14 protein-coding genes and 2 pseudogenes are annotated in these 17,362 nt (G+C 59.6%); 12 read left to right on the top strand and 4 right to left on the bottom strand.

The window, feature by feature from the left end; translation table 11 throughout:
- Window positions 1–84: 84 nt before the first annotated feature.
- Entirely contained in the window at window positions 85–1,908 is a 1,824-nt protein-coding gene (typA, locus tag ACVWSC_RS27120; RefSeq protein WP_442110448.1) for a translational GTPase TypA, read from the top strand.
- A gap of 118 nt (window positions 1,909–2,026) precedes the next feature.
- Here the strand turns inward: typA and ACVWSC_RS27115 are convergent, their stop codons facing one another.
- Window positions 2,027–2,434, bottom strand: coding sequence for a YkgJ family cysteine cluster protein (locus tag ACVWSC_RS27115; RefSeq protein ID WP_442110446.1), 408 nt, complete (start codon window positions 2,432–2,434; stop codon window positions 2,027–2,029).
- 198 nt (window positions 2,435–2,632) lie between these two features.
- Here ACVWSC_RS27115 and ACVWSC_RS27110 point away from each other — a divergent pair, with 198 nt between their 5' ends.
- From ACVWSC_RS27110 to ACVWSC_RS27100, 3 genes are all read left to right on the top strand, one after another.
- Complete coding sequence (locus ACVWSC_RS27110) at window positions 2,633–5,083, top strand: glycogen/starch/alpha-glucan phosphorylase (protein WP_442110444.1); 2,451 nt, start codon at window positions 2,633–2,635, stop codon at window positions 5,081–5,083.
- 141 nt (window positions 5,084–5,224) lie between these two features.
- On the top strand, window positions 5,225–6,235 hold the full coding sequence (locus tag ACVWSC_RS27105) for a class 1 fructose-bisphosphatase (RefSeq protein ID WP_403042320.1): 1,011 nt from the start codon (window positions 5,225–5,227) through the stop codon (window positions 6,233–6,235).
- Window positions 6,236–6,238: 3 nt separating this feature from the next.
- Entirely contained in the window at window positions 6,239–6,835 is a 597-nt protein-coding gene (locus ACVWSC_RS27100) for a DUF924 family protein (RefSeq protein ID WP_442110442.1), read from the top strand.
- A gap of 87 nt (window positions 6,836–6,922) precedes the next feature.
- Here the strand turns inward: ACVWSC_RS27100 and ACVWSC_RS27095 are convergent, their stop codons facing one another.
- A complete protein-coding gene (locus ACVWSC_RS27095) occupies window positions 6,923–7,648 on the bottom strand; it encodes a methyl-accepting chemotaxis protein (protein ID WP_442114386.1) in 726 nt (241 codons plus the stop codon).
- A 129-nt stretch (window positions 7,649–7,777) separates the two neighbouring features.
- Window positions 7,778–8,815, bottom strand: a pseudogene (locus ACVWSC_RS27090) (HAMP domain-containing protein); the annotation flags it as partial.
- Between the two features lie 234 nt (window positions 8,816–9,049).
- Here ACVWSC_RS27090 and bamE point away from each other — a divergent pair.
- The 4 genes and pseudogenes from bamE to ACVWSC_RS27070 all read left to right on the top strand — a co-directional run bounded on the left by bamE (window position 9,050) and on the right by ACVWSC_RS27070 (window position 10,853).
- Window positions 9,050–9,304, top strand: a complete 255-nt coding sequence (bamE, locus tag ACVWSC_RS27085) for an outer membrane protein assembly factor BamE domain-containing protein (RefSeq protein WP_442110440.1) — start codon at window positions 9,050–9,052, stop codon at window positions 9,302–9,304.
- Window positions 9,304–9,882 carry a lipocalin family protein gene (locus ACVWSC_RS27080; protein WP_442110438.1) on the top strand — a complete coding sequence of 193 codons (579 nt, stop codon included), beginning with the start codon at window positions 9,304–9,306 and terminating at the stop codon, window positions 9,880–9,882. Before bamE ends, ACVWSC_RS27080 begins: the two co-directional genes overlap by 1 nt.
- 162 nt (window positions 9,883–10,044) lie before the next feature.
- Window positions 10,045–10,125: pseudogene (locus ACVWSC_RS27075) on the top strand (type VI secretion system tube protein Hcp); the annotation flags it as partial.
- Between the two features lie 443 nt (window positions 10,126–10,568).
- Complete coding sequence (locus tag ACVWSC_RS27070; RefSeq protein WP_442110436.1) at window positions 10,569–10,853, top strand: hypothetical protein; 285 nt, start codon at window positions 10,569–10,571, stop codon at window positions 10,851–10,853.
- 106 nt (window positions 10,854–10,959) lie between these two features.
- On the opposite strand, the gene ACVWSC_RS27065 is transcribed toward ACVWSC_RS27070, so the two are convergent.
- Window positions 10,960–12,324 (bottom strand): formimidoylglutamate deiminase, encoded by a 1,365-nt coding sequence (locus ACVWSC_RS27065; RefSeq protein WP_442110434.1) that lies wholly within the window; start codon window positions 12,322–12,324, stop codon window positions 10,960–10,962.
- A gap of 141 nt (window positions 12,325–12,465) precedes the next feature.
- Between ACVWSC_RS27065 and hutC the strand changes: the two genes are divergently transcribed.
- The 4 genes from hutC to hutH all read left to right on the top strand — a co-directional run bounded on the left by hutC (window position 12,466) and on the right by hutH (window position 17,312).
- Window positions 12,466–13,176: a histidine utilization repressor gene (gene hutC, locus ACVWSC_RS27060; protein ID WP_442114385.1), complete on the top strand. Its 711-nt coding sequence runs from the start codon at window positions 12,466–12,468 to the stop codon at window positions 13,174–13,176.
- On the top strand, window positions 13,173–13,745 hold the full coding sequence (locus ACVWSC_RS27055; RefSeq protein WP_442110432.1) for a HutD/Ves family protein: 573 nt from the start codon (window positions 13,173–13,175) through the stop codon (window positions 13,743–13,745). The genes hutC and ACVWSC_RS27055 overlap by 4 nt, the downstream gene beginning before the upstream one ends.
- Window positions 13,746–14,032: 287 nt before the next feature.
- The gene (hutU, locus tag ACVWSC_RS27050; protein WP_442110430.1) at window positions 14,033–15,712 is read left to right on the top strand and encodes a urocanate hydratase; all 1,680 of its coding nucleotides are present in this window, start codon (window positions 14,033–14,035) and stop codon (window positions 15,710–15,712) included.
- Between the two features lie 67 nt (window positions 15,713–15,779).
- Window positions 15,780–17,312: a histidine ammonia-lyase gene (hutH, locus tag ACVWSC_RS27045; protein WP_442110428.1), complete on the top strand. Its 1,533-nt coding sequence runs from the start codon at window positions 15,780–15,782 to the stop codon at window positions 17,310–17,312.
- The last annotated feature ends 50 nt before the right edge of the window (window positions 17,313–17,362 follow it).

Raw genomic sequence — 17,362 nt, 5'->3', positions numbered from 1 at the left:
GACCGCCGGGCAGTCTGAGCGCCGTTCATTCATATTCGCCACTTAAAATAGTGGCAACCCGAATCCTCTGATCGAGATACACAAGTGATCGAAAATCTGCGTAACATCGCCATCATCGCCCACGTTGACCATGGTAAAACCACCCTGGTTGACAAACTTCTGCGTCAGTCCGGCACTCTGGAGCGTAACGAGCTCAACGACGAGCGCGTCATGGACTCCAACGACCAGGAAAAAGAGCGCGGTATTACCATTCTGGCGAAAAACACCGCCATCAACTGGAACGGCTACCACATCAACATCGTCGACACCCCCGGCCACGCCGACTTCGGTGGCGAGGTTGAGCGTGTAATGTCGATGGTTGACTCGGTACTGCTGCTGGTCGACGCCCAAGACGGCCCGATGCCGCAAACCCGTTTCGTGACCAAGAAGGCGTTCGAAGCCGGCCTGCGTCCAATCGTGGTCATCAACAAGGTTGACCGTCCGGGCGCACGTCCTGACTGGGTTCTGGACCAGATCTTCGATCTGTTCGACAACCTCGGTGCTACCGACGAACAGCTGGACTTCAAAGTCGTCTACGCCTCGGCCCTGAACGGTATTGCCGGTCTGGACCACACCGACATGGCTGAAGACATGACCCCGCTGTACCAGTCGATCATCGACAACGTTCCAGCGCCAGCTGTTGACCGTGACGGTCCGTTCCAGATGCAAATCTCGGCACTGGACTACAACAGCTTCCTGGGTGTTATCGGTGTTGGCCGTATCGCCCGTGGTCGCGTCAAGCCGAACACCCCGGTTGTCGCTATCGACGTCGACGGCAAGAAGCGCAACGGCCGTATCCTCAAGCTGATGGGTCACCACGGTCTGCACCGCGTTGACGTTGAAGAAGCCCAGGCTGGCGACATCGTCTGCATCAGCGGTTTCGACGAGCTGTTCATCTCCGACACCCTGTGCAGCCCTGACGCGGTTGAGGCGATGAAGCCGCTGACCGTTGACGAGCCAACCGTTTCGATGACCTTCCAGGTCAACGACTCGCCGTTCTGCGGTAAAGAAGGCAAGTTCGTCACCAGCCGTAACATCAAAGAGCGTCTGGACAAAGAGCTGCTGTACAACGTTGCACTGCGCGTTGAAGAAGGCGACTCGGCTGACAAGTTCAAGGTTTCCGGCCGTGGTGAGCTGCACCTGTCGGTTCTGATCGAAACCATGCGTCGTGAAGGCTTCGAAATGGCTGTAGGCCGTCCGGAAGTCATCATCCGCGAAGTCAACGGCACCAAGCAGGAGCCGTTCGAGAACGTCACCATCGACATCCCTGAAGAAGCTCAGGGCAAGGTCATGGAAGAAATGGGTCTGCGTAAAGGCGACCTGACCAACATGGCGCCGGATGGCAAGGGCCGTGTACGTCTGGAATACAACATTCCAGCCCGTGGTCTGATCGGTTTCCGTAACCAGTTCCTGACCCTGACCAACGGTGCAGGCATCCTGACCTCGATCTTCGATCGTTACGACACCATGAAGTCGGGCCACATGTCTGGCCGTCTGAACGGCGTTCTGGTTTCGGTCGAAACCGGCAAGGCCCTGACCTACTCCCTGGAAACCCTGCAGGCGCGCGGCAAGCTGTTCGTCGAGCACGGCCAGGAGATCTACAACGGTCAAATCATCGGTCTGAACAGCCGCGACAACGACCTGGGCGTTAACCCAACCAAAGGCAAGAAGCTCGACAACATGCGTGCTTCGGGCAAGGACGAAACCATCGCCCTGGTTCCGCCAGTACGTCACACTCTGGAACAGGCTCTGGAATTCATCCAGGACGACGAGCTGTGTGAAGTAACGCCGAAGTCGATCCGTCTGCGTAAGAAGATCCTCGACGAAGGCGAGCGTACCCGCGCTGCCAAGAAAGCCAAGGCTAACTAAGCCCGGCTGAAACGAAAACGCCCCCGGTCGCAAGGCCGGGGGCGTTTTTGTTTGTCTGGAAATCAATCGCGGGGCAAGCCCGCTCCTACGGTGGGAGCGGGCTTGCCCCGCGATGCGTTTAGCGGCGCGCCGCAGGTTTGGGAATGTACGCGCAATACCCCGGCCGCGGCCCCACCCGTGGATGGTTACGGCAGGTATCCGGACGGGTTTCGTAAATGGTGCACAAGCGGCTTTTACGATCCAGGTACAAGCAATCATCGTTGCTCATCTGCGCCAGGGTGAAAATCCCCGACTTCTGGTTGAAGCGCTGGATGATCCCGTCCTTCTGCAAACGCTTGGCAATGTTCTTCGGTGGCTCGCCCACCTCGAACTCATCGACCACGCCCATGCGGATCAGGTCTTTGATTTTCACTTCTGTCGGCAAGGTGCAGCAGGTCGAGTTGCAGCCCCCGCACATATGGCTTTGGTACTTCTGCCAGGTCTCCAGGCGGTCGACTTCGGCGGCGGCAATCAGGGTCGGTTTCATCAGGTTCTGGTTTTAGGTGTTTTGGTAGGCGCGCGATCATACCGGAGTTGATCAAAATGTGAACAACCATTTGCCGGTTGTTTACCACCGGATCGCGCTTTTACGCACAAACACCCGAACCCGCACTGTCGCTCTGTGTCGAACGGTCTAGGCTGAGAAATCTCCATCCGCATTCGTCAACCTGATCGAGGACGTCGCATGTCTCAGGAACCACTCGCTCGTGACGCAGAGGTGGCCGCGTTTCGCACCGCTGTACTGAATAAATTGACTTACGCGGTAGGTAAAGACCCAGAGCATGCGTTTGAGCATGACTGGTTTGAAGCAATCGCCCTGGCTGCCCGTGATCACATGGTCGATCACTGGATGGACCACACCCGGCAGATTTACCGCAAGAGCCAGAAGCGGGTGTATTACCTCTCGCTGGAGTTTCTGATCGGGCGTTTGCTGTACGACAGCCTCAGCAACCTGGGGTTGCTGGAGATTGCCCGCGAGGCCCTTAGCGGCCTGGATGTCGATCTGGAGCGCATTCGCCTGCTGGAGCCGGATGCGGCGCTGGGCAACGGTGGTCTTGGCCGCTTGGCCGCTTGCTTCATGGAAAGCATGTCGACCTTGGGGATTGCTGCCCACGGCTATGGCATTCGCTATGAACATGGCCTGTTTCGTCAGGCCGTGGTCGATGGCTGGCAGCAGGAACAGACCGAAAACTGGCTGGATTTCGGTAACCCGTGGGAGTTCGAGCGGGCTGAAGTGATTTACCCGATCAGCTTCGGCGGCAGTGTCGAGACAGTGCAAGGCGCCGATGGCCAACAACGTCAGGTCTGGTGGCCTGCCGAGACCGTGCGGGCCGTTGCCTACGACACGCCGGTGGTGGGATGGCGCGGGGCCAGTGTTAATACCTTGCGCCTGTGGCGTGCACGGGCTTTGGAAGAGCTGCACTTGGAGCGATTCAACGCTGGTGATCACCTGGGGGCGGTAGCCGAGGTGGCGCGTGCCGAGAGCATCTCAAGGGTGCTGTACCCGGCCGACAGCACCGAAGCGGGCCAGGAGCTGCGCCTGCGCCAGGAATACTTCTTCGTCTGCGCCTCGCTGCAAGATCTGCTGCGCCGGCACCTTAACATGCACGACACGCTGTTGAACCTGCCGCAGCAGGCCGCGATCCAGCTCAACGATACCCACCCCTCGATTGCCGTGGCCGAGCTGATGCGTCTGCTCGTCGACCAGCACGAAGTGCCGTGGGATACCGCCTGGCAGCTGACGGTCGAGACCCTGGCGTACACCAACCACACGCTGTTGCCCGAGGCGCTGGAAACCTGGTCGGTCAGCCTGATGGAACGTCTGCTGCCGCGGCACATGCAGATCATCTACCTGATCAATGCCTTCCACATCGATGCCTTGCGTGCCAAGGGCATTCACGATTTCGACGTGCTGCGTGCAGTGTCGCTGATCGAGGAAGACAACGGCCGTCGCGTGCGCATGGGTAACCTGGCGTTTCTTGGCTCGCACAGTGTCAATGGCGTGTCGGCGTTGCACAGCAAATTGATGCGCAGCACGGTGTTTGCCGAACTGCATAAGCTCTACCCCGAGCGGATCAACAACAAGACCAACGGCATTACTTTCCGCCGTTGGTTGTTCCAGGCCAATCCGCAACTGACCGGCATGCTGGTCGAGGCGCTGGGGGAGGAGGTGCTGGATAACCCCGAAGGCCGTTTGCGCGACCTTGACCCGTTTGCCGACAAGGCCACGTTTCGCAAGCAATTTGCCGCCCAACGCCTGCACAGCAAGAAGGCACTGGCCAGCCTGATTCAGGAGCGCCTGGGCATTACGGTCAACCCGGAAGCGATGTTCGACGTGCAGGTCAAACGTATCCATGAGTACAAACGTCAACTGCTGAACCTGCTGCATACCGTGGCCCTGCACCAGGCCATCCGTGCTGAACCGGGCGCTGGCTGGGCGCCGCGGGTGAAGATTTTCGCCGGCAAGGCGGCGGCCAGTTATCACCAGGCCAAGTTGATCATCAAGCTGAGCAACGATATTGCTCGTGTGGTGAACAATGACCCCACCGTGCGCGGTTTGCTCAAGGTGGTGTTCCTGCCCAACTACAACGTCAGCCTGGCAGAAAGCATCATCCCGGCAGCCGACCTCTCCGAGCAGATTTCCACTGCTGGTTACGAAGCCTCCGGTACCAGCAACATGAAGTTTGGCCTCAACGGCGCCCTGACCATCGGCACGCTGGACGGGGCCAACGTGGAGATGTGCGAGCAGGTGGGTGCCGAAAACATGTTCATCTTCGGTTTGAGCGCCCAGCAAGTAGAGGCGCGCAAGCGCAGCGGCGACTTCGGTGCAAATGCTGCGATCAGCGCTTCACACCGGCTTAGTGACGTGCTGCAGGCGATTCGCAGCGGGGTGTTTTCCCCGGATGACCCAGCCCGCTACGTGGGGTTGGTGGATTCGCTGGTGGCCCATGACCGCTTTCTGGTGTGCGCCGATTTCGACGCCTATTGGGATGCACAAATGCGCGTCGAAGCGCTCTGGCACGACCCTCAGCAGTGGTGGCGTATCGCTGTACTCAACACTGCACGCATGGGCTGGTTCTCATCGGATCGCACGATTCGCGAATACGCCACGCAGATCTGGAAAGCCCTCGACTAAGCTGTGAATCAAGGCCTGAGGGGGTGAACTCTCGGGCCTGAGTGCCGTCTGATCGGGCAAGCGTGTCGGATAGCTCGCTAGCGCTGCGCTCTCCCTGTAAACTGCGGGGGTTTTTATTACCCCCTTCCTTCGGAGCCTTACATGTCCCGCGTTACCCTGAGTCGCTATTTGATTGAGCAGACCCGCAGCAACAGTACCCCTGCCGATCTGCGCTTCCTGATCGAAGTGGTGGCGCGTGCGTGCAAGGAGATCAGCCACAACGTTTCCAAGGGCGCCCTGGGCGGCGTTCTGGGCAGCATGGGCACGGAAAACGTGCAGGGCGAAGTGCAGAAGAAGCTGGACGTGATCTCCAACGACATCCTGCTCGAAGCCAACGAGTGGGGCGGTCACCTGGCCGGCATGGCGTCCGAAGAAATGGACAACGCCTACCAGATCCCGGGCAAATACCCGAAAGGTGCCTACCTGCTGGTATTCGACCCGCTGGACGGTTCGTCGAACATCGACGTCAACGTCTCGGTCGGTACCATCTTCTCGGTACTGCGTTGCCCTAACGAATACCTGAGCCAGAACGAAAGCCTCAACGAACAGGCCTTCCTGCAGCCGGGCACCAAGCAGGTAGCTGCCGGTTACGCGATCTACGGCCCGCAAACCATGCTGATCCTGACCCTGGGCAACGGCGTCAAAGGTTTCACCCTGGACCGCGAGCTGGGCAGCTTCGTGCTGACCCACGAGAACATCAAGGTGCCGGAAACCACCGCAGAGTTCGCCATCAACATGTCCAACCAGCGTCACTGGGAAGCCCCGGTCAAGCGTTACGTTGGCGAGTTGCTCGAAGGCGAGACCGGCCCGCTGAAAAAGAACTACAACATGCGCTGGATCGCCTCGATGGTTGCCGACGTGCACCGCATCCTGACCCGTGGCGGCCTGTTCATGTACCCACGCGATGCCCGTGAGCCTTCCAAGCCAGGCAAACTGCGCCTGATGTACGAAGCCAACCCGATGTCCTTCATCATCGAACAGGCCGGCGGTGCTTCCACCGACGGCACTCAGCGCATCCTCGACATCCAGCCTGAGAGCCTGCACCAGCGTGTGGCGGTGTTCCTCGGTTCCAAACAGGAAGTCGAGCGCGTTACCGGTTATCACCAGGAGTAAGTCATGCTCGCACCTTGGCAGCCGTTACTGGAGTGGTGGTTCGGATGGGGCACCAGCCCTCAGAGCGTCGCTGACGAGAAGAAGACCCTGTGGTTCGGCAAGCACCACGATGCCGAAGCGCAGGAGCGCTTCGGCGATCTGGTCGAGCACGCCCTGGCTGGCGGCCTGGATGAGTGGCAGCAAAGCCCGCAAGGCTGGCTGGGGCTGATCCTGCTGCTGGACCAACTGCCGCGCATGATCTACCGCGACACGCCGCGCGCCTTCGAGGGTGACCGGCGTGCCCAGGTGGTGGTCATGCAGGGGCTGCAGAAGGATTGGGACTATCAGCTGCTGCCGATTCAGCGGGTGTTTGTCCTGCTGGTGCTGGAGCATGCCGAAGTGCTGGATTGGCAGAACGCCAGTGTCGAGCGTTCCCGGATGCTGCTCGATGCCCAACCTGAGTGTGACCGGGAGCTGTTCGAAGGGTTTCTCGACTATGCCGAACAGCATCAGCGCGTGATTGCCCGCTTCGGCCGCTTCCCGCACCGCAATCTGGTTTTGAATCGGCCTAGTACCGATGAGGAAATGGATTTTCTGTTGGAGCCTGGGTCGCGGTTCTGAGTTGAATGCGATCGCGGGGCAAGCCCGCTCCCACAAAGGTGATCCACTAACCTGTGGGAGCGGGCTTGCCCCGCGATCAATCTCACATCAAATCCTGAAACTACCCACCAGATGCTTCAACCGGCTGGCCTGATTCTCCAGGTCATTGCAGGCACGCAATGTCGCTTGCAGGTTTTCCACCCCTTCCTGATTGAGCATGTTGATCTCGGTAATGTCGACATTGATCGACTCGACCACGGCTGTCTGCTCTTCAGTGGCGGTGGCGACCGACTGGTTCATGCCATCGATCTCGCCAATGCGCTGGGTCACGCTGCCCAGCCGCTCACCCGCCTGATTGGCAATACCGACGCTGTGCTGGCTGTGGCTCTGGCTTTCGGTCATGGTGCTGACCGCCACTTGCGCGCCCGCCTGTAGCTCTTCGATGATGCGCTGCACCTGTTGCGCCGAGTCCTGAGTACGGTGGGCCAGGTTACGCACTTCATCGGCAACCACGGCAAAACCGCGTCCGGCTTCACCGGCGCGTGCGGCTTCGATGGCGGCATTGAGGGCCAGCAGGTTGGTCTGCTGCGAGATACCGCTGATCACTTCCAGAATCTGGCCGATGTTCACCGTGTTGGCATTGAGCGTTTCGATGTTGCCGCACGAGTCGCTGATGCGGTTCGACAGCTGGTGCATGACCTCGATGGTTTGCTCAACCACCTGCTGACCTTCTTCTGCCAGCGAGCGCGCATCACTTGAATGCTGCGAAGCAAGGGCGGCGTTCTGGGCGATTTCCTGGGCGGCGGCGCCCAGCTCGTTGATCGCCGCAGCCACACTGCTGGTACGGCTGGCTTGCTGGTCGGCGTTATGGATCGAAGCGTTCGAGGCGCTGATCACGCGTAGGGCGACTTCATTGACCTGGCCAGTGGCCGAAGACACTTCTCGAATCGACTCATGGATGCGTTCGACAAAGCGGTTGAACGATTGCCCGAGGCTGCCGAATTCATCCTGGCCGTGAATGCGCAGACGGCGGGTGAGGTCGCCTTCGCCTTCTGCGATGTCCTGCATGGCTCGGCCCATCGCGTGCAGCGGCTCCATCAGCACGCGGATCAACACGCCGAGCAAGGCAATGATGATCAGCACCGCAATCACCGTGGCGACAATCGCCGAAGTGCGCAGCTCGCTGAGCATGGCAAAGGCAAAGTCCTGATCGAGCACCAGGGCGACATACCAGTCGGCCGAGGGTACGCCGTTGACCTTGGTGAAGGTGATGAACTGCTGCTGACCGTTTTGCTCAGCCTCCTTCAGGCCTTTGCCAATCTGCGGGGTGTTGTGTGGATAGGCTTCGCTGAGGTCTTTGAGCACCAGCTTGGCATCGGGATGCACGAGGATTTTGCCGTCACCGTTAACGATGAAGGCCTGGCCATGACCGTCGAAGTTCAGGGCGTTGATGATCGCGCTGATGCTGTCCAGATCGGTGTCGGCGCCGCTCACGCCGATCAGTTGGCCCTGATGCAGCACAGGCGTTGCCAGGGTGATGACCAGTTTTTGTGCGGAGGCTGAAATGTACGGCTCGGTAATGATGGTCTGGCCTGCGCTGCTGGCGGCCTTGTACCAACCGCGTACGCGGGGGTCGTAGTCGGCGGGGCGGCTGCCCAGCGGCACCGACTGCATGTAGCCATCCTGGCCGCCAAAGTAGGTGAGGAGGAAATTGCTGCCGTACACCGGAAAGTTGAGACTGCGCGTCAGGGTGTCTTTGCTGGCGCCTTCAACCGCCAGTTGCTGGGACAGCGACTGCAGGATTTGCACGCGGCTTTGCAGCCAGGTCTGGATGTTGCTGCTGGTCAGGCTGCCGAGCTCCTGCATCGAGGCTTCGGTGTTGTTGCGTAAGGTCTGGCGCTGGCGGTAATCGTTGAACAGGACAAAGCAGGTAAAGGCAACAGCGACCACCAGGGCGGCGGCCAGCAGGATTTTGTGGCTGAACTTCAGGTTTTTTGTCATTGCGAGGTCTATCTGCACACGGCGGGTCAACGGGGAGGGCGCGGCAAAACGTCGCAGCGCCTTTCTGTGTCGTCCGTTGCTGGAAAAAGATTAACCGCCAATCGCGCTATACGACCAAAGGTAGGCAAATGGCTACAGGAAAGCGCCGGGGCTTGGGAACCACAGGCGGTTTTGCCCTTCTAAGCTGTCAGTAGGCCACCGCGCCTATGCCCTCATGTCCAGGAGTGACCTTTCATGTCGTTGCGTTCCCTCGCCCTGCTGTCCTTGTGCGTGTTTCTGACTGCGTGCAACAAGATCAATCAGGAAAACTATTCACAGCTCAAATCGGGTATGACCAAGGCCGAGGTCGAAAAGCTGCTCGGCGCCCCTAAGGATTGTTCTGGCGCATTGGGTATGTCCAGCTGCACCTGGGGTGACGAAAAGACCTTCATCAGCGTGCAGTACGCTGCTGACAAGGTGCTGATGTACTCGGGGCAGGGGCTCAAATAATGAAACCGGTGTATCTGCTGCTGGCCCTGTGTGCTGGCCTGATTCTAGGGGGCTGCGCATCAAATTCGGGGACGGGGCCGATACCGCCTAAGACGGTCGCCAATGTCGACCTCAAGCGTTACCAGGGCAAGTGGTTCGAGCTGGCGCGCTTGCCGATGTTTTTCCAGCGTGACTGCGCCCAGTCCGAAGCGCATTACAACCTGCGGCCGGACGGTTCGGTGGGTGTGCTCAATCGTTGCGTGACCCTGGACGGCGAGTGGCAGGAAGCCAGTGGTACCGCCACGGCGCAATTGCCGGGCAAAACCGACAAGCTCTGGGTGGAGTTCGACAACTGGTTCTCGAAAGTGCTGCCCGGCGTCGCTAAAGGTGAATACTGGGTGCTCTATATCGGCGACGACTACCAGACCGCACTGGTCGGCAACCCGGATCGCAAGTACTTGTGGATACTGTCGCGCACGCCAAACGTTCCGGCCTGGCAGCGCGAGAGCTTGCTGGCCAAGGCGCGGCAGCAGGGGTATGACACCACCCGTTTGATCTGGCGGGTGTCGGATACCGATATCGCTGTACATAAGCCTTGATGGCCTGATCGCGGGGCAAGCCCGCTCCCACCGCATCGGTAGGAGCGGGCTTGCCCCGCGACGCTCAAATACCCGCTCCTGTAACAATTATCGGAAGCGCCCTACATATCTCTTGGTGCCTGCCCGCTAGGCCTCGCTCTCTGACCACAGGGAGTAATGCGCATGGCGAGCTACGGTTACATGACCATCACCGGTAAGACGCAAGGTCTTATCTCTGCAGGCTGTTCAGCTCAGGATGAGATAACTAGGTGACGCTATTTCTTTATCTGGCCTTTCTTGTTTTTGGAATTTGGCTAGGCCGATTTTTTAAGGGCTTTTTTACTGGTCCCGATCTAGGCTATTCAGGAGCAGTTTTTGTATTTTATTAAATTGTCTTTTGGGGGCGGTTCATCTGGGGATCGTAACGCACGAAAGATTGCTGTTTTTTGGTGATATATCCAGCTGGGTTGATGAATATCCACTTGTTGGTTTTCCAGCGCTAATTGGTGTAGTTGCGCATGCGACTTTCATCCCTAAAAAGACTGAGCGCTTCCAGGATGGTTGAAATCAGTTGGGAGGTGGTTGATTGTACGATCCGCTTATGCCGTACGTGTGCCTTGGGCACACAAGAAAAGTACTGCACCATCGAGCTTGAAGGCTTTAGTGTGTCGGTGTATACAAGAGGGGCTGGATAACTGAAGCTTCTGTTGTACTTGATTTTGCTCATTGCCGGGCTTTGTCTTGGTCGTCACTTCAAGAGAGCTTTCACAGGTCCGGATTTGGGTTTTACGGGTATTTTCTTTTGTTTTTTGTTTAATGGATTTTTTATCGCGCTGCATTTGGATGTTGTCACATATGAAAAGATATTTTTCGTTGGTGACGTATCCAACAGTGTCGATGAATATCCACTTGTTCTTTGGTTGGTGATAATTGCTGCAGTTGCTCAAGCGACACTTATCCCAAAAAAGACTGAGCGCTTGCAGGGTGATTGAATCTATTGAACTTATCAGCCTCTTTTGTCAGAAGCTTAATTGAATGAAAAGCAAAGTACGACCCTAATGCCTTGCCCTTTGCCGAGAGCAAGGCATTTCTTGTGCCTCAGCTCAATACTGTCTTCAGAACGCCGGCAAACGCCTGCGCACTTTCTTCTTCTTGGGCATGCCGCCCGTGGCGCACCACCCACTGGCCATTGACCATCACATCCCGCACCTGACGATCGCTTCCGGCGAACAACCAGCGATTGAGAATGCCATCCTCGCTTGCAGTCGCCAGATACGGATCGGCGCCATCAAGCACCAGCCAGTCCGCCCGTTTGCCCACGGCCAGTTCACCAATCGGCTGTCCCAGCGCCTGCGCGCCGCCACTTAACGCGGCGTCATACAAGGTCCGTCCAACCATCGGCTGATCGCCGCGATACAGACGATTGCGGCGCTGGTCACGTAGGCGCTGGCCATACTCCAGCCAGCGTAGTTCTTCGACCACGCTCAGCGATACATGACTATCGGAACCGATTCCCAGGCGTCCGCCCTGGGCCAGGTAGTCCACTGCCGGGAAGATGCCGTCGCCAAGGTTCGCTTCGGTGGTCAGGCACAGGCCGGCGACGGCGCCGCTGCGGGCCATCAGCTCGACTTCGTCGGGTTCGGCGTGGGTGGCGTGGACCAGGCACCAGCGCTGATCAACCTCGGTGTTCTCGTACAGCCATTGCAGCGGCCGACGCCCACTCCAGGCCAGGCAGTCGTCGACTTCCTTCTGTTGCTCGGCGATGTGGATATGCACTGGGCAGGCCTTGTCGCTGGCCTCCAGCACCTGGGCAATCTGCTCTGGGGTTACCGCGCGCAGGGAGTGGAAGCACAGGCCCAGCGCCTGGGCAGGCTGCTTCGCCAGGTGCGGCGCCAGCCGCGCTTGCAGGTTCAGGTACTGTTCGGTGCTGTTGATAAAGCGTCGCTGCCCGTCGTTTGGTGCCTGCCCGCCAAAGCCGGAGTGGCTGTACAGCACCGGCAGCAAGGTCAGGCCGATGCCGCTGGCGCTGGCCGCCTGGCTGATACGCAGCGACAACTCGGCCGGGTCGGCATAGGCCTGGCCATGGCTGTCATGGTGCACGTAGTGAAACTCGGCAACGGAGGTGTAGCCGGCCTTGAGCATCTCGATGTACAGCTGGCGGGCGATGACCTGCAATTGCTCGGGGCTGATCTTGCCGACCAGGCGGTACATCAGTTCGCGCCAGGTCCAGAAGCTGTCGTTAGGGTTGCCCGCGACTTCTGCCAACCCGGCCATCGCCCGCTGGAAGGCATGCGAGTGGAGGTTGGGCATGCCCGGCAGCAACGGACCAGCCAGCCGTTCGGCGCCTTCTGCCTGGGCGTCAGGCTGGATACGGCTGAGCAAACCATCGGCACCGACCTCGATTCGGACGTTTTCGGCCCAGCCCGTAGGCAGCAGAGCGCGCTCGGCAAAGAAGACGGACATCGGTGCAACACCTCATTGTGATTATTTGTATATACATATACAGACGTTTGCCTGCTGGGTAAACTCCGGCAAGCTACGTTCATTCAACCGAACAAGGATATTTCCGTGCCGACACCTCCTGTCTCCGCGCTGGTTGCCCAGATGGGCGAGGGGCCGGCGCCACTGTATGCCCGGGTCAAGCAGATGATTGCCCAGCAGATCCAGAACGGTAGCTGGCCGCCGCATCACCGCGTGCCGTCGGAAAGTGAGCTGGTCAGTGAATTGGGCTTCAGCCGCATGACCATCAACCGCGCCTTGCGTGAACTCACCGCCGAAGGGCTGCTGGTGCGTATGCAAGGCGTTGGTACCTTTGTGGCCGAGCCCAAGACCCGCTCAGCGCTGTTTGAAGTCAACAACATCGCCGACGAAATCGCCGCCCGTGGCCATCAGCACACCTGCAAGGTGATCACCCTGGCCGAGGAAGCGGCGGGCTCCGAGCGCGCCCTGGCCCTGGACATGCGAGAGGGCCAGCGGGTGTTTCACTCGCTGATCGTGCACTACGAGAACGGTATTGCCGTGCAGATCGAAGACCGCTTCGTCAACGCACAGATCGCCCCGGATTACCTCAAGCAGGACTTCACCCGGCAGACGCCCTACGCGTACCTGTCGCAGGTCGCACCGCTGACCGAGGGTGAGCACGTGGTCGAAGCGATCCTCGCCGAGCCGGAGGAGTGCCGTTTGTTGCAGATCGAACCGAGCGAGCCGTGCTTGCTGATTCGCCGTCGTACCTGGTCGGGGCGTCAGCCGGTGACTGCCGCTCGTCTGATTCACCCCGGTTCCCGTCACCGTCTGGAAGGACGCTTCAGTAAATGAGCCAGTTGCAGGTTTTACGCGCCAAAGATTACCCCCGCATGCCGTGGAAAAACGGTGGCGGCAGTACCGAAGAGATTGCCCGCGACGCAGGCGAAGGCCTGGAAGGCTTCGGCTGGCGGCTGTCGATTGCCGATATCGCCGAATCGGGTGGCTTTTCCAGTTTTGCCGGGTATCAGCGCATCATCACCGTGCTCGAAGGTGAGGGCATGCGTTTGCACGTCGATGGCCAGGCCACCCGGCCGCTGCAGCCGTTCGATGCGTTTGCCTTCGGTGGCGAAAGCCAGGTCAGCTGTACCTTGCTCGGCGGTTCGATCCGCGACTTCAACCTGATCTATTCGCCCGAGCGTTACCGCGCCCGTTTGCAGTGGCTCGATGGCAGCCAGCGGGTATTCAGTTCTGCTTCGACGCTGTTGTTGTTTGCTGCTGCGGCCCATGTGGAGGTGGCACTGAACGGTGAACAGCCGCTGCAGCTTGGTCGTTACGACTGCTTGCAGCTTGAAGCCAACGCCACCTTGCAAACCTTGAACGTGCAAGGCCGTTGCTGCCTGATCGAACTCATCGCTCAGTGAAATAGTTATGCCTCGGCCGAGCAAATCGGCTGAGGCTGACCCGAGGTGGTGCAACGCCACTGGTCGGTTTTGCTGCACGGCTTATCCCTTGAGAAATTTTTTTCATCGCCATTCCCGCGCGTTGCGGCGCTCTGCTGCCTGCGTTCCAGCCGGTTCCAGGGGGATGGCGGTGAGTTGGTTTTTCAATTGCCTATGCTTGTACATACAAGTAAATATGTGTTTGTATAAGCATCATCACACACCCAATGCCTGGGTTGGTTTGAACTGATCGCTTAGGAGCCGTTTCCGTGACCGACAATAAATCCAATAAATTCCGTGACGTTGAAATCCGCGCTGCACGTGGCAACACGCTCACCGCCAAGAGCTGGCTGACTGAAGCGCCGCTGCGCATGCTGATGAACAACCTCGATCCGGAAGTGGCCGAAAACCCGAAAGAGCTGGTGGTTTACGGTGGTATTGGCCGTGCCGCGCGTAACTGGGAGTGCTACGACAAGATCGTCGAGAGCCTGACCAACCTTAACGAAGACGAGACCCTGCTGGTGCAATCGGGCAAGCCGGTCGGCGTGTTCAAGACCCACGCCAACGCGCCGCGTGTGCTGATCGCCAACTCCAACCTGGTACCGCACTGGGCCAACTGGGAACACTTCAACGAACTGGATGCCAAGGGCCTGGCCATGTACGGCCAGATGACCGCTGGCAGCTGGATCTACATCGGCAGCCAGGGCATCGTTCAAGGCACTTACGAAACCTTCGTAGAAGCTGGCCGCCAGCATTACAACGGCAGCCTCAAGGGCAAGTGGGTGCTGACCGCTGGCCTCGGTGGCATGGGCGGCGCCCAGCCGCTGGCCGCAACCCTGGCCGGTGCCTGCTCGCTGAACATCGAGTGCCAGCAGAGCCGTATCGACTTCCGCCTGAGCAGCCGTTATGTCGACGAACAGGCCAAGGATCTGGATGACGCCCTGGCCCGCATCGCCAAATACACCGCCGAAGGCAAAGCCATCTCCGTCGCCCTGCTGGGTAACGCTGCAGAAGTGCTGCCTGAGCTGATCAAGCGCGGTGTGCGTCCGGACATGGTCACCGACCAGACCAGCGCCCACGACCCACTCAATGGTTACCTGCCCGCCGGCTGGACCTGGGAGCAGTATCGCGACCGCGCCCAGACCGAACCTGCTGCCGTGGTCAAAGCCGCCAAGCAATCCATGGCCGTGCACGTTCAAGCCATGCTCGAATTCCAGAAGCAAGGCGTGCCGACCTTCGACTATGGCAACAACATCCGTCAGATGGCCAAGGAGGAGGGTGTAAGCAATGCCTTCGACTTCCCAGGCTTCGTCCCAGCGTACATCCGTCCGCTGTTCTGCCGCGGTATTGGTCCGTTCCGCTGGGCGGCGCTGTCGGGTAATGCCGAAGACATCTACAAGACCGACGCCAAGGTCAAGGAACTGATCCCGGACGACGCGCACCTGCACAACTGGCTGGACATGGCCCGCGAGCGCATCAGTTTCCAGGGCCTGCCAGCGCGTATCTGCTGGGTAGGCCTGGGCCTGCGTGCCAAGCTCGGCCTGGCATTCAACGAAATGGTACGCAGCGGCGAGCTGTCGGCACCGATCGTGATTGGCCGCGACCACCTCGACTCCGGCTCGGTATCGAGCCCTAACCGTGAAACCGAATCCATGCGTGATGGCTCCGACGCCGTCTCCGACTGGCCGCTGCTCAACGCCTTGCTCAACACCGCCAGCGGCGCCACCTGGGTCTCGCTGCACCACGGTGGTGGCGTGGGCATGGGCTTCTCCCAGCACTCGGGCATGGTCATCGTCTGCGACGGTACCGACGAGGCGGCTGCACGTATCGCTCGCGTCCTGACCAACGACCCGGCCACCGGTGTTATGCGTCACGCCGATGCCGGTTACCAGATCGCCATCGACTGTGCCAAGGAACAAGGTTTGAACCTGCCGATGATCACAGGCTGATCTGCGCCAAATGGTTGATACTGATAACTATGCAGGCCATAGCGCCTCACGAGTACGGAGCATTAACGTGACTGAATTGACCCTGAAGCCTGGCACCTTGACCCTGGCTCAGCTGCGTGCGATCTACCAGCAGCCAGTAACCCTCAAGCTGGATGCCAGCGCCGATCAGCAGATCGATGACAGCGTGGCCTGTGTCGAGCAAATTCTTGCGGAAAACCGCACCGCCTACGGCATCAACACCGGTTTCGGTCTGCTGGCATCGACCCGCATCGCCAGCCACGACCTGGAAAACCTGCAGCGTTCGCTGGTGCTGTCGCACGCCGCTGGCGTGGGACAGCCGCTCGACGATGCCCTGGTGCGCCTGATCATGGTGCTCAAGATCAACAGCCTCAGCCGTGGTTTCTCCGGTATTCGCCGCAAAGTCATCGACGCGCTGATCACCCTGGTCAATGCCGAGGTTTACCCGCACATTCCGCTGAAAGGCTCGGTGGGCGCGTCCGGCGACCTGGCACCGCTGGCGCACATGTCGCTGGTGTTGCTGGGTGAAGGCAAGGCACGCCACAACGGCCAGTGGCTGCCTGCCACCGAAGCCCTGGCGGTCGCTGGCCTTGAGCCGCTGACCCTGGCGGCCAAGGAAGGGCTGGCGCTGCTCAACGGCACCCAGGCCTCGACTGCTTATGCGTTGCGCGGCCTGTTCGAAGGTGAGGACCTGTTCGCAGCAGCCACTTCGATTGGTGCTCTGACGGTTGAAGCGGTGCTTGGCTCGCGCTCGCCGTTCGATGCCCGTATCCACGCCGCCCGTGGTCAGCGTGGTCAGATCGACGCCGCGGCCTGCTATCGCGACTTGCTCGGCGACGGCAGCGAGGTGTCCGCCTCGCACCAGAACTGCGGCAAGGTTCAAGACCCGTACTCGCTGCGCTGCCAGCCGCAAGTCATGGGCGCCTGCCTGACGCAACTGCGCCAGGCTGCCGAAGTGCTGGGGATCGAGGCCAACGCGGTGTCCGACAACCCGCTGGTGTTCGCCAACGAAGGTGATGTGATTTCCGGGGGTAACTTCCATGCTGAGCCAGTAGCCATGGCCGCCGACAACATCGCCCTGGCCATTGCCGAAATCGGCTCGCTCAGCGAACGCCGCATCTCGCTGATGATGGACAAGCACATGTCCCAGCTGCCGCCGTTCCTGGTGGCCAATGGTGGGGTCAACTCCGGCTTCATGATTGCCCAGGTGACCGCTGCGGCACTGGCCAGTGAGAACAAGGCACTGGCCCACCCGCACAGCGTCGACAGCCTGCCGACTTCGGCCAACCAGGAAGACCATGTGTCGATGGCGCCGGCTGCTGGTAAGCGTCTGTGGGAAATGGCTGAGAACACCCGTGGCGTAGTTGCTGTGGAATGGTTGGCGGCGGCTCAGGGGTTGGACCTGCGTGAAGGTCTGAAAACCTCGGTGAAGCTTGAGCAGGCGCGCCAGACGCTGCGTGGCAAAGTGGCGTTCTACGAGAAAGACCGTTTCTTTGCCCCTGACATCGAGGCGGCAATCGCCTTGCTGGCTGAAGGCACACTGACCGGTCTGCTGCCGGCCAAGGTGCTGCCTAGCCTGTAATTCAGCCTATCGCGGGGCAAGCCCGCTCCCACAGATTGTCTGCAGTGGGA

This window comes from Pseudomonas sp. NUPR-002 (genome assembly GCF_056322725.1).
This window is presented reverse-complemented; position numbering and strand designations above follow the sequence as displayed.

What these genes read in the sequence shown, in the direction of transcription:
- ACVWSC_RS27115 (WP_442110446.1), bottom strand. Translation starts at nt 2,434, where the DNA reads ATGAAACCGACCCTGATTGCCGCCGCCGAAGTCGACCGCCTGGAGACC.
- ACVWSC_RS27110 (WP_442110444.1), top strand. Translation starts at nt 2,633, where the DNA reads ATGTCTCAGGAACCACTCGCTCGTGACGCAGAGGTGGCCGCGTTTCGC.
- ACVWSC_RS27105 (WP_403042320.1), top strand. Translation starts at nt 5,225, where the DNA reads ATGTCCCGCGTTACCCTGAGTCGCTATTTGATTGAGCAGACCCGCAGC.
- ACVWSC_RS27100 (WP_442110442.1), top strand. Translation starts at nt 6,239, where the DNA reads ATGCTCGCACCTTGGCAGCCGTTACTGGAGTGGTGGTTCGGATGGGGC.
- bamE (WP_442110440.1), top strand. Translation starts at nt 9,050, where the DNA reads ATGTCGTTGCGTTCCCTCGCCCTGCTGTCCTTGTGCGTGTTTCTGACT.
- ACVWSC_RS27080 (WP_442110438.1), top strand. Translation starts at nt 9,304, where the DNA reads ATGAAACCGGTGTATCTGCTGCTGGCCCTGTGTGCTGGCCTGATTCTA.
- ACVWSC_RS27065 (WP_442110434.1), bottom strand. Translation starts at nt 12,324, where the DNA reads ATGTCCGTCTTCTTTGCCGAGCGCGCTCTGCTGCCTACGGGCTGGGCC.
- hutC (WP_442114385.1), top strand. Translation starts at nt 12,466, where the DNA reads ATGGGCGAGGGGCCGGCGCCACTGTATGCCCGGGTCAAGCAGATGATT.
- ACVWSC_RS27055 (WP_442110432.1), top strand. Translation starts at nt 13,173, where the DNA reads ATGAGCCAGTTGCAGGTTTTACGCGCCAAAGATTACCCCCGCATGCCG.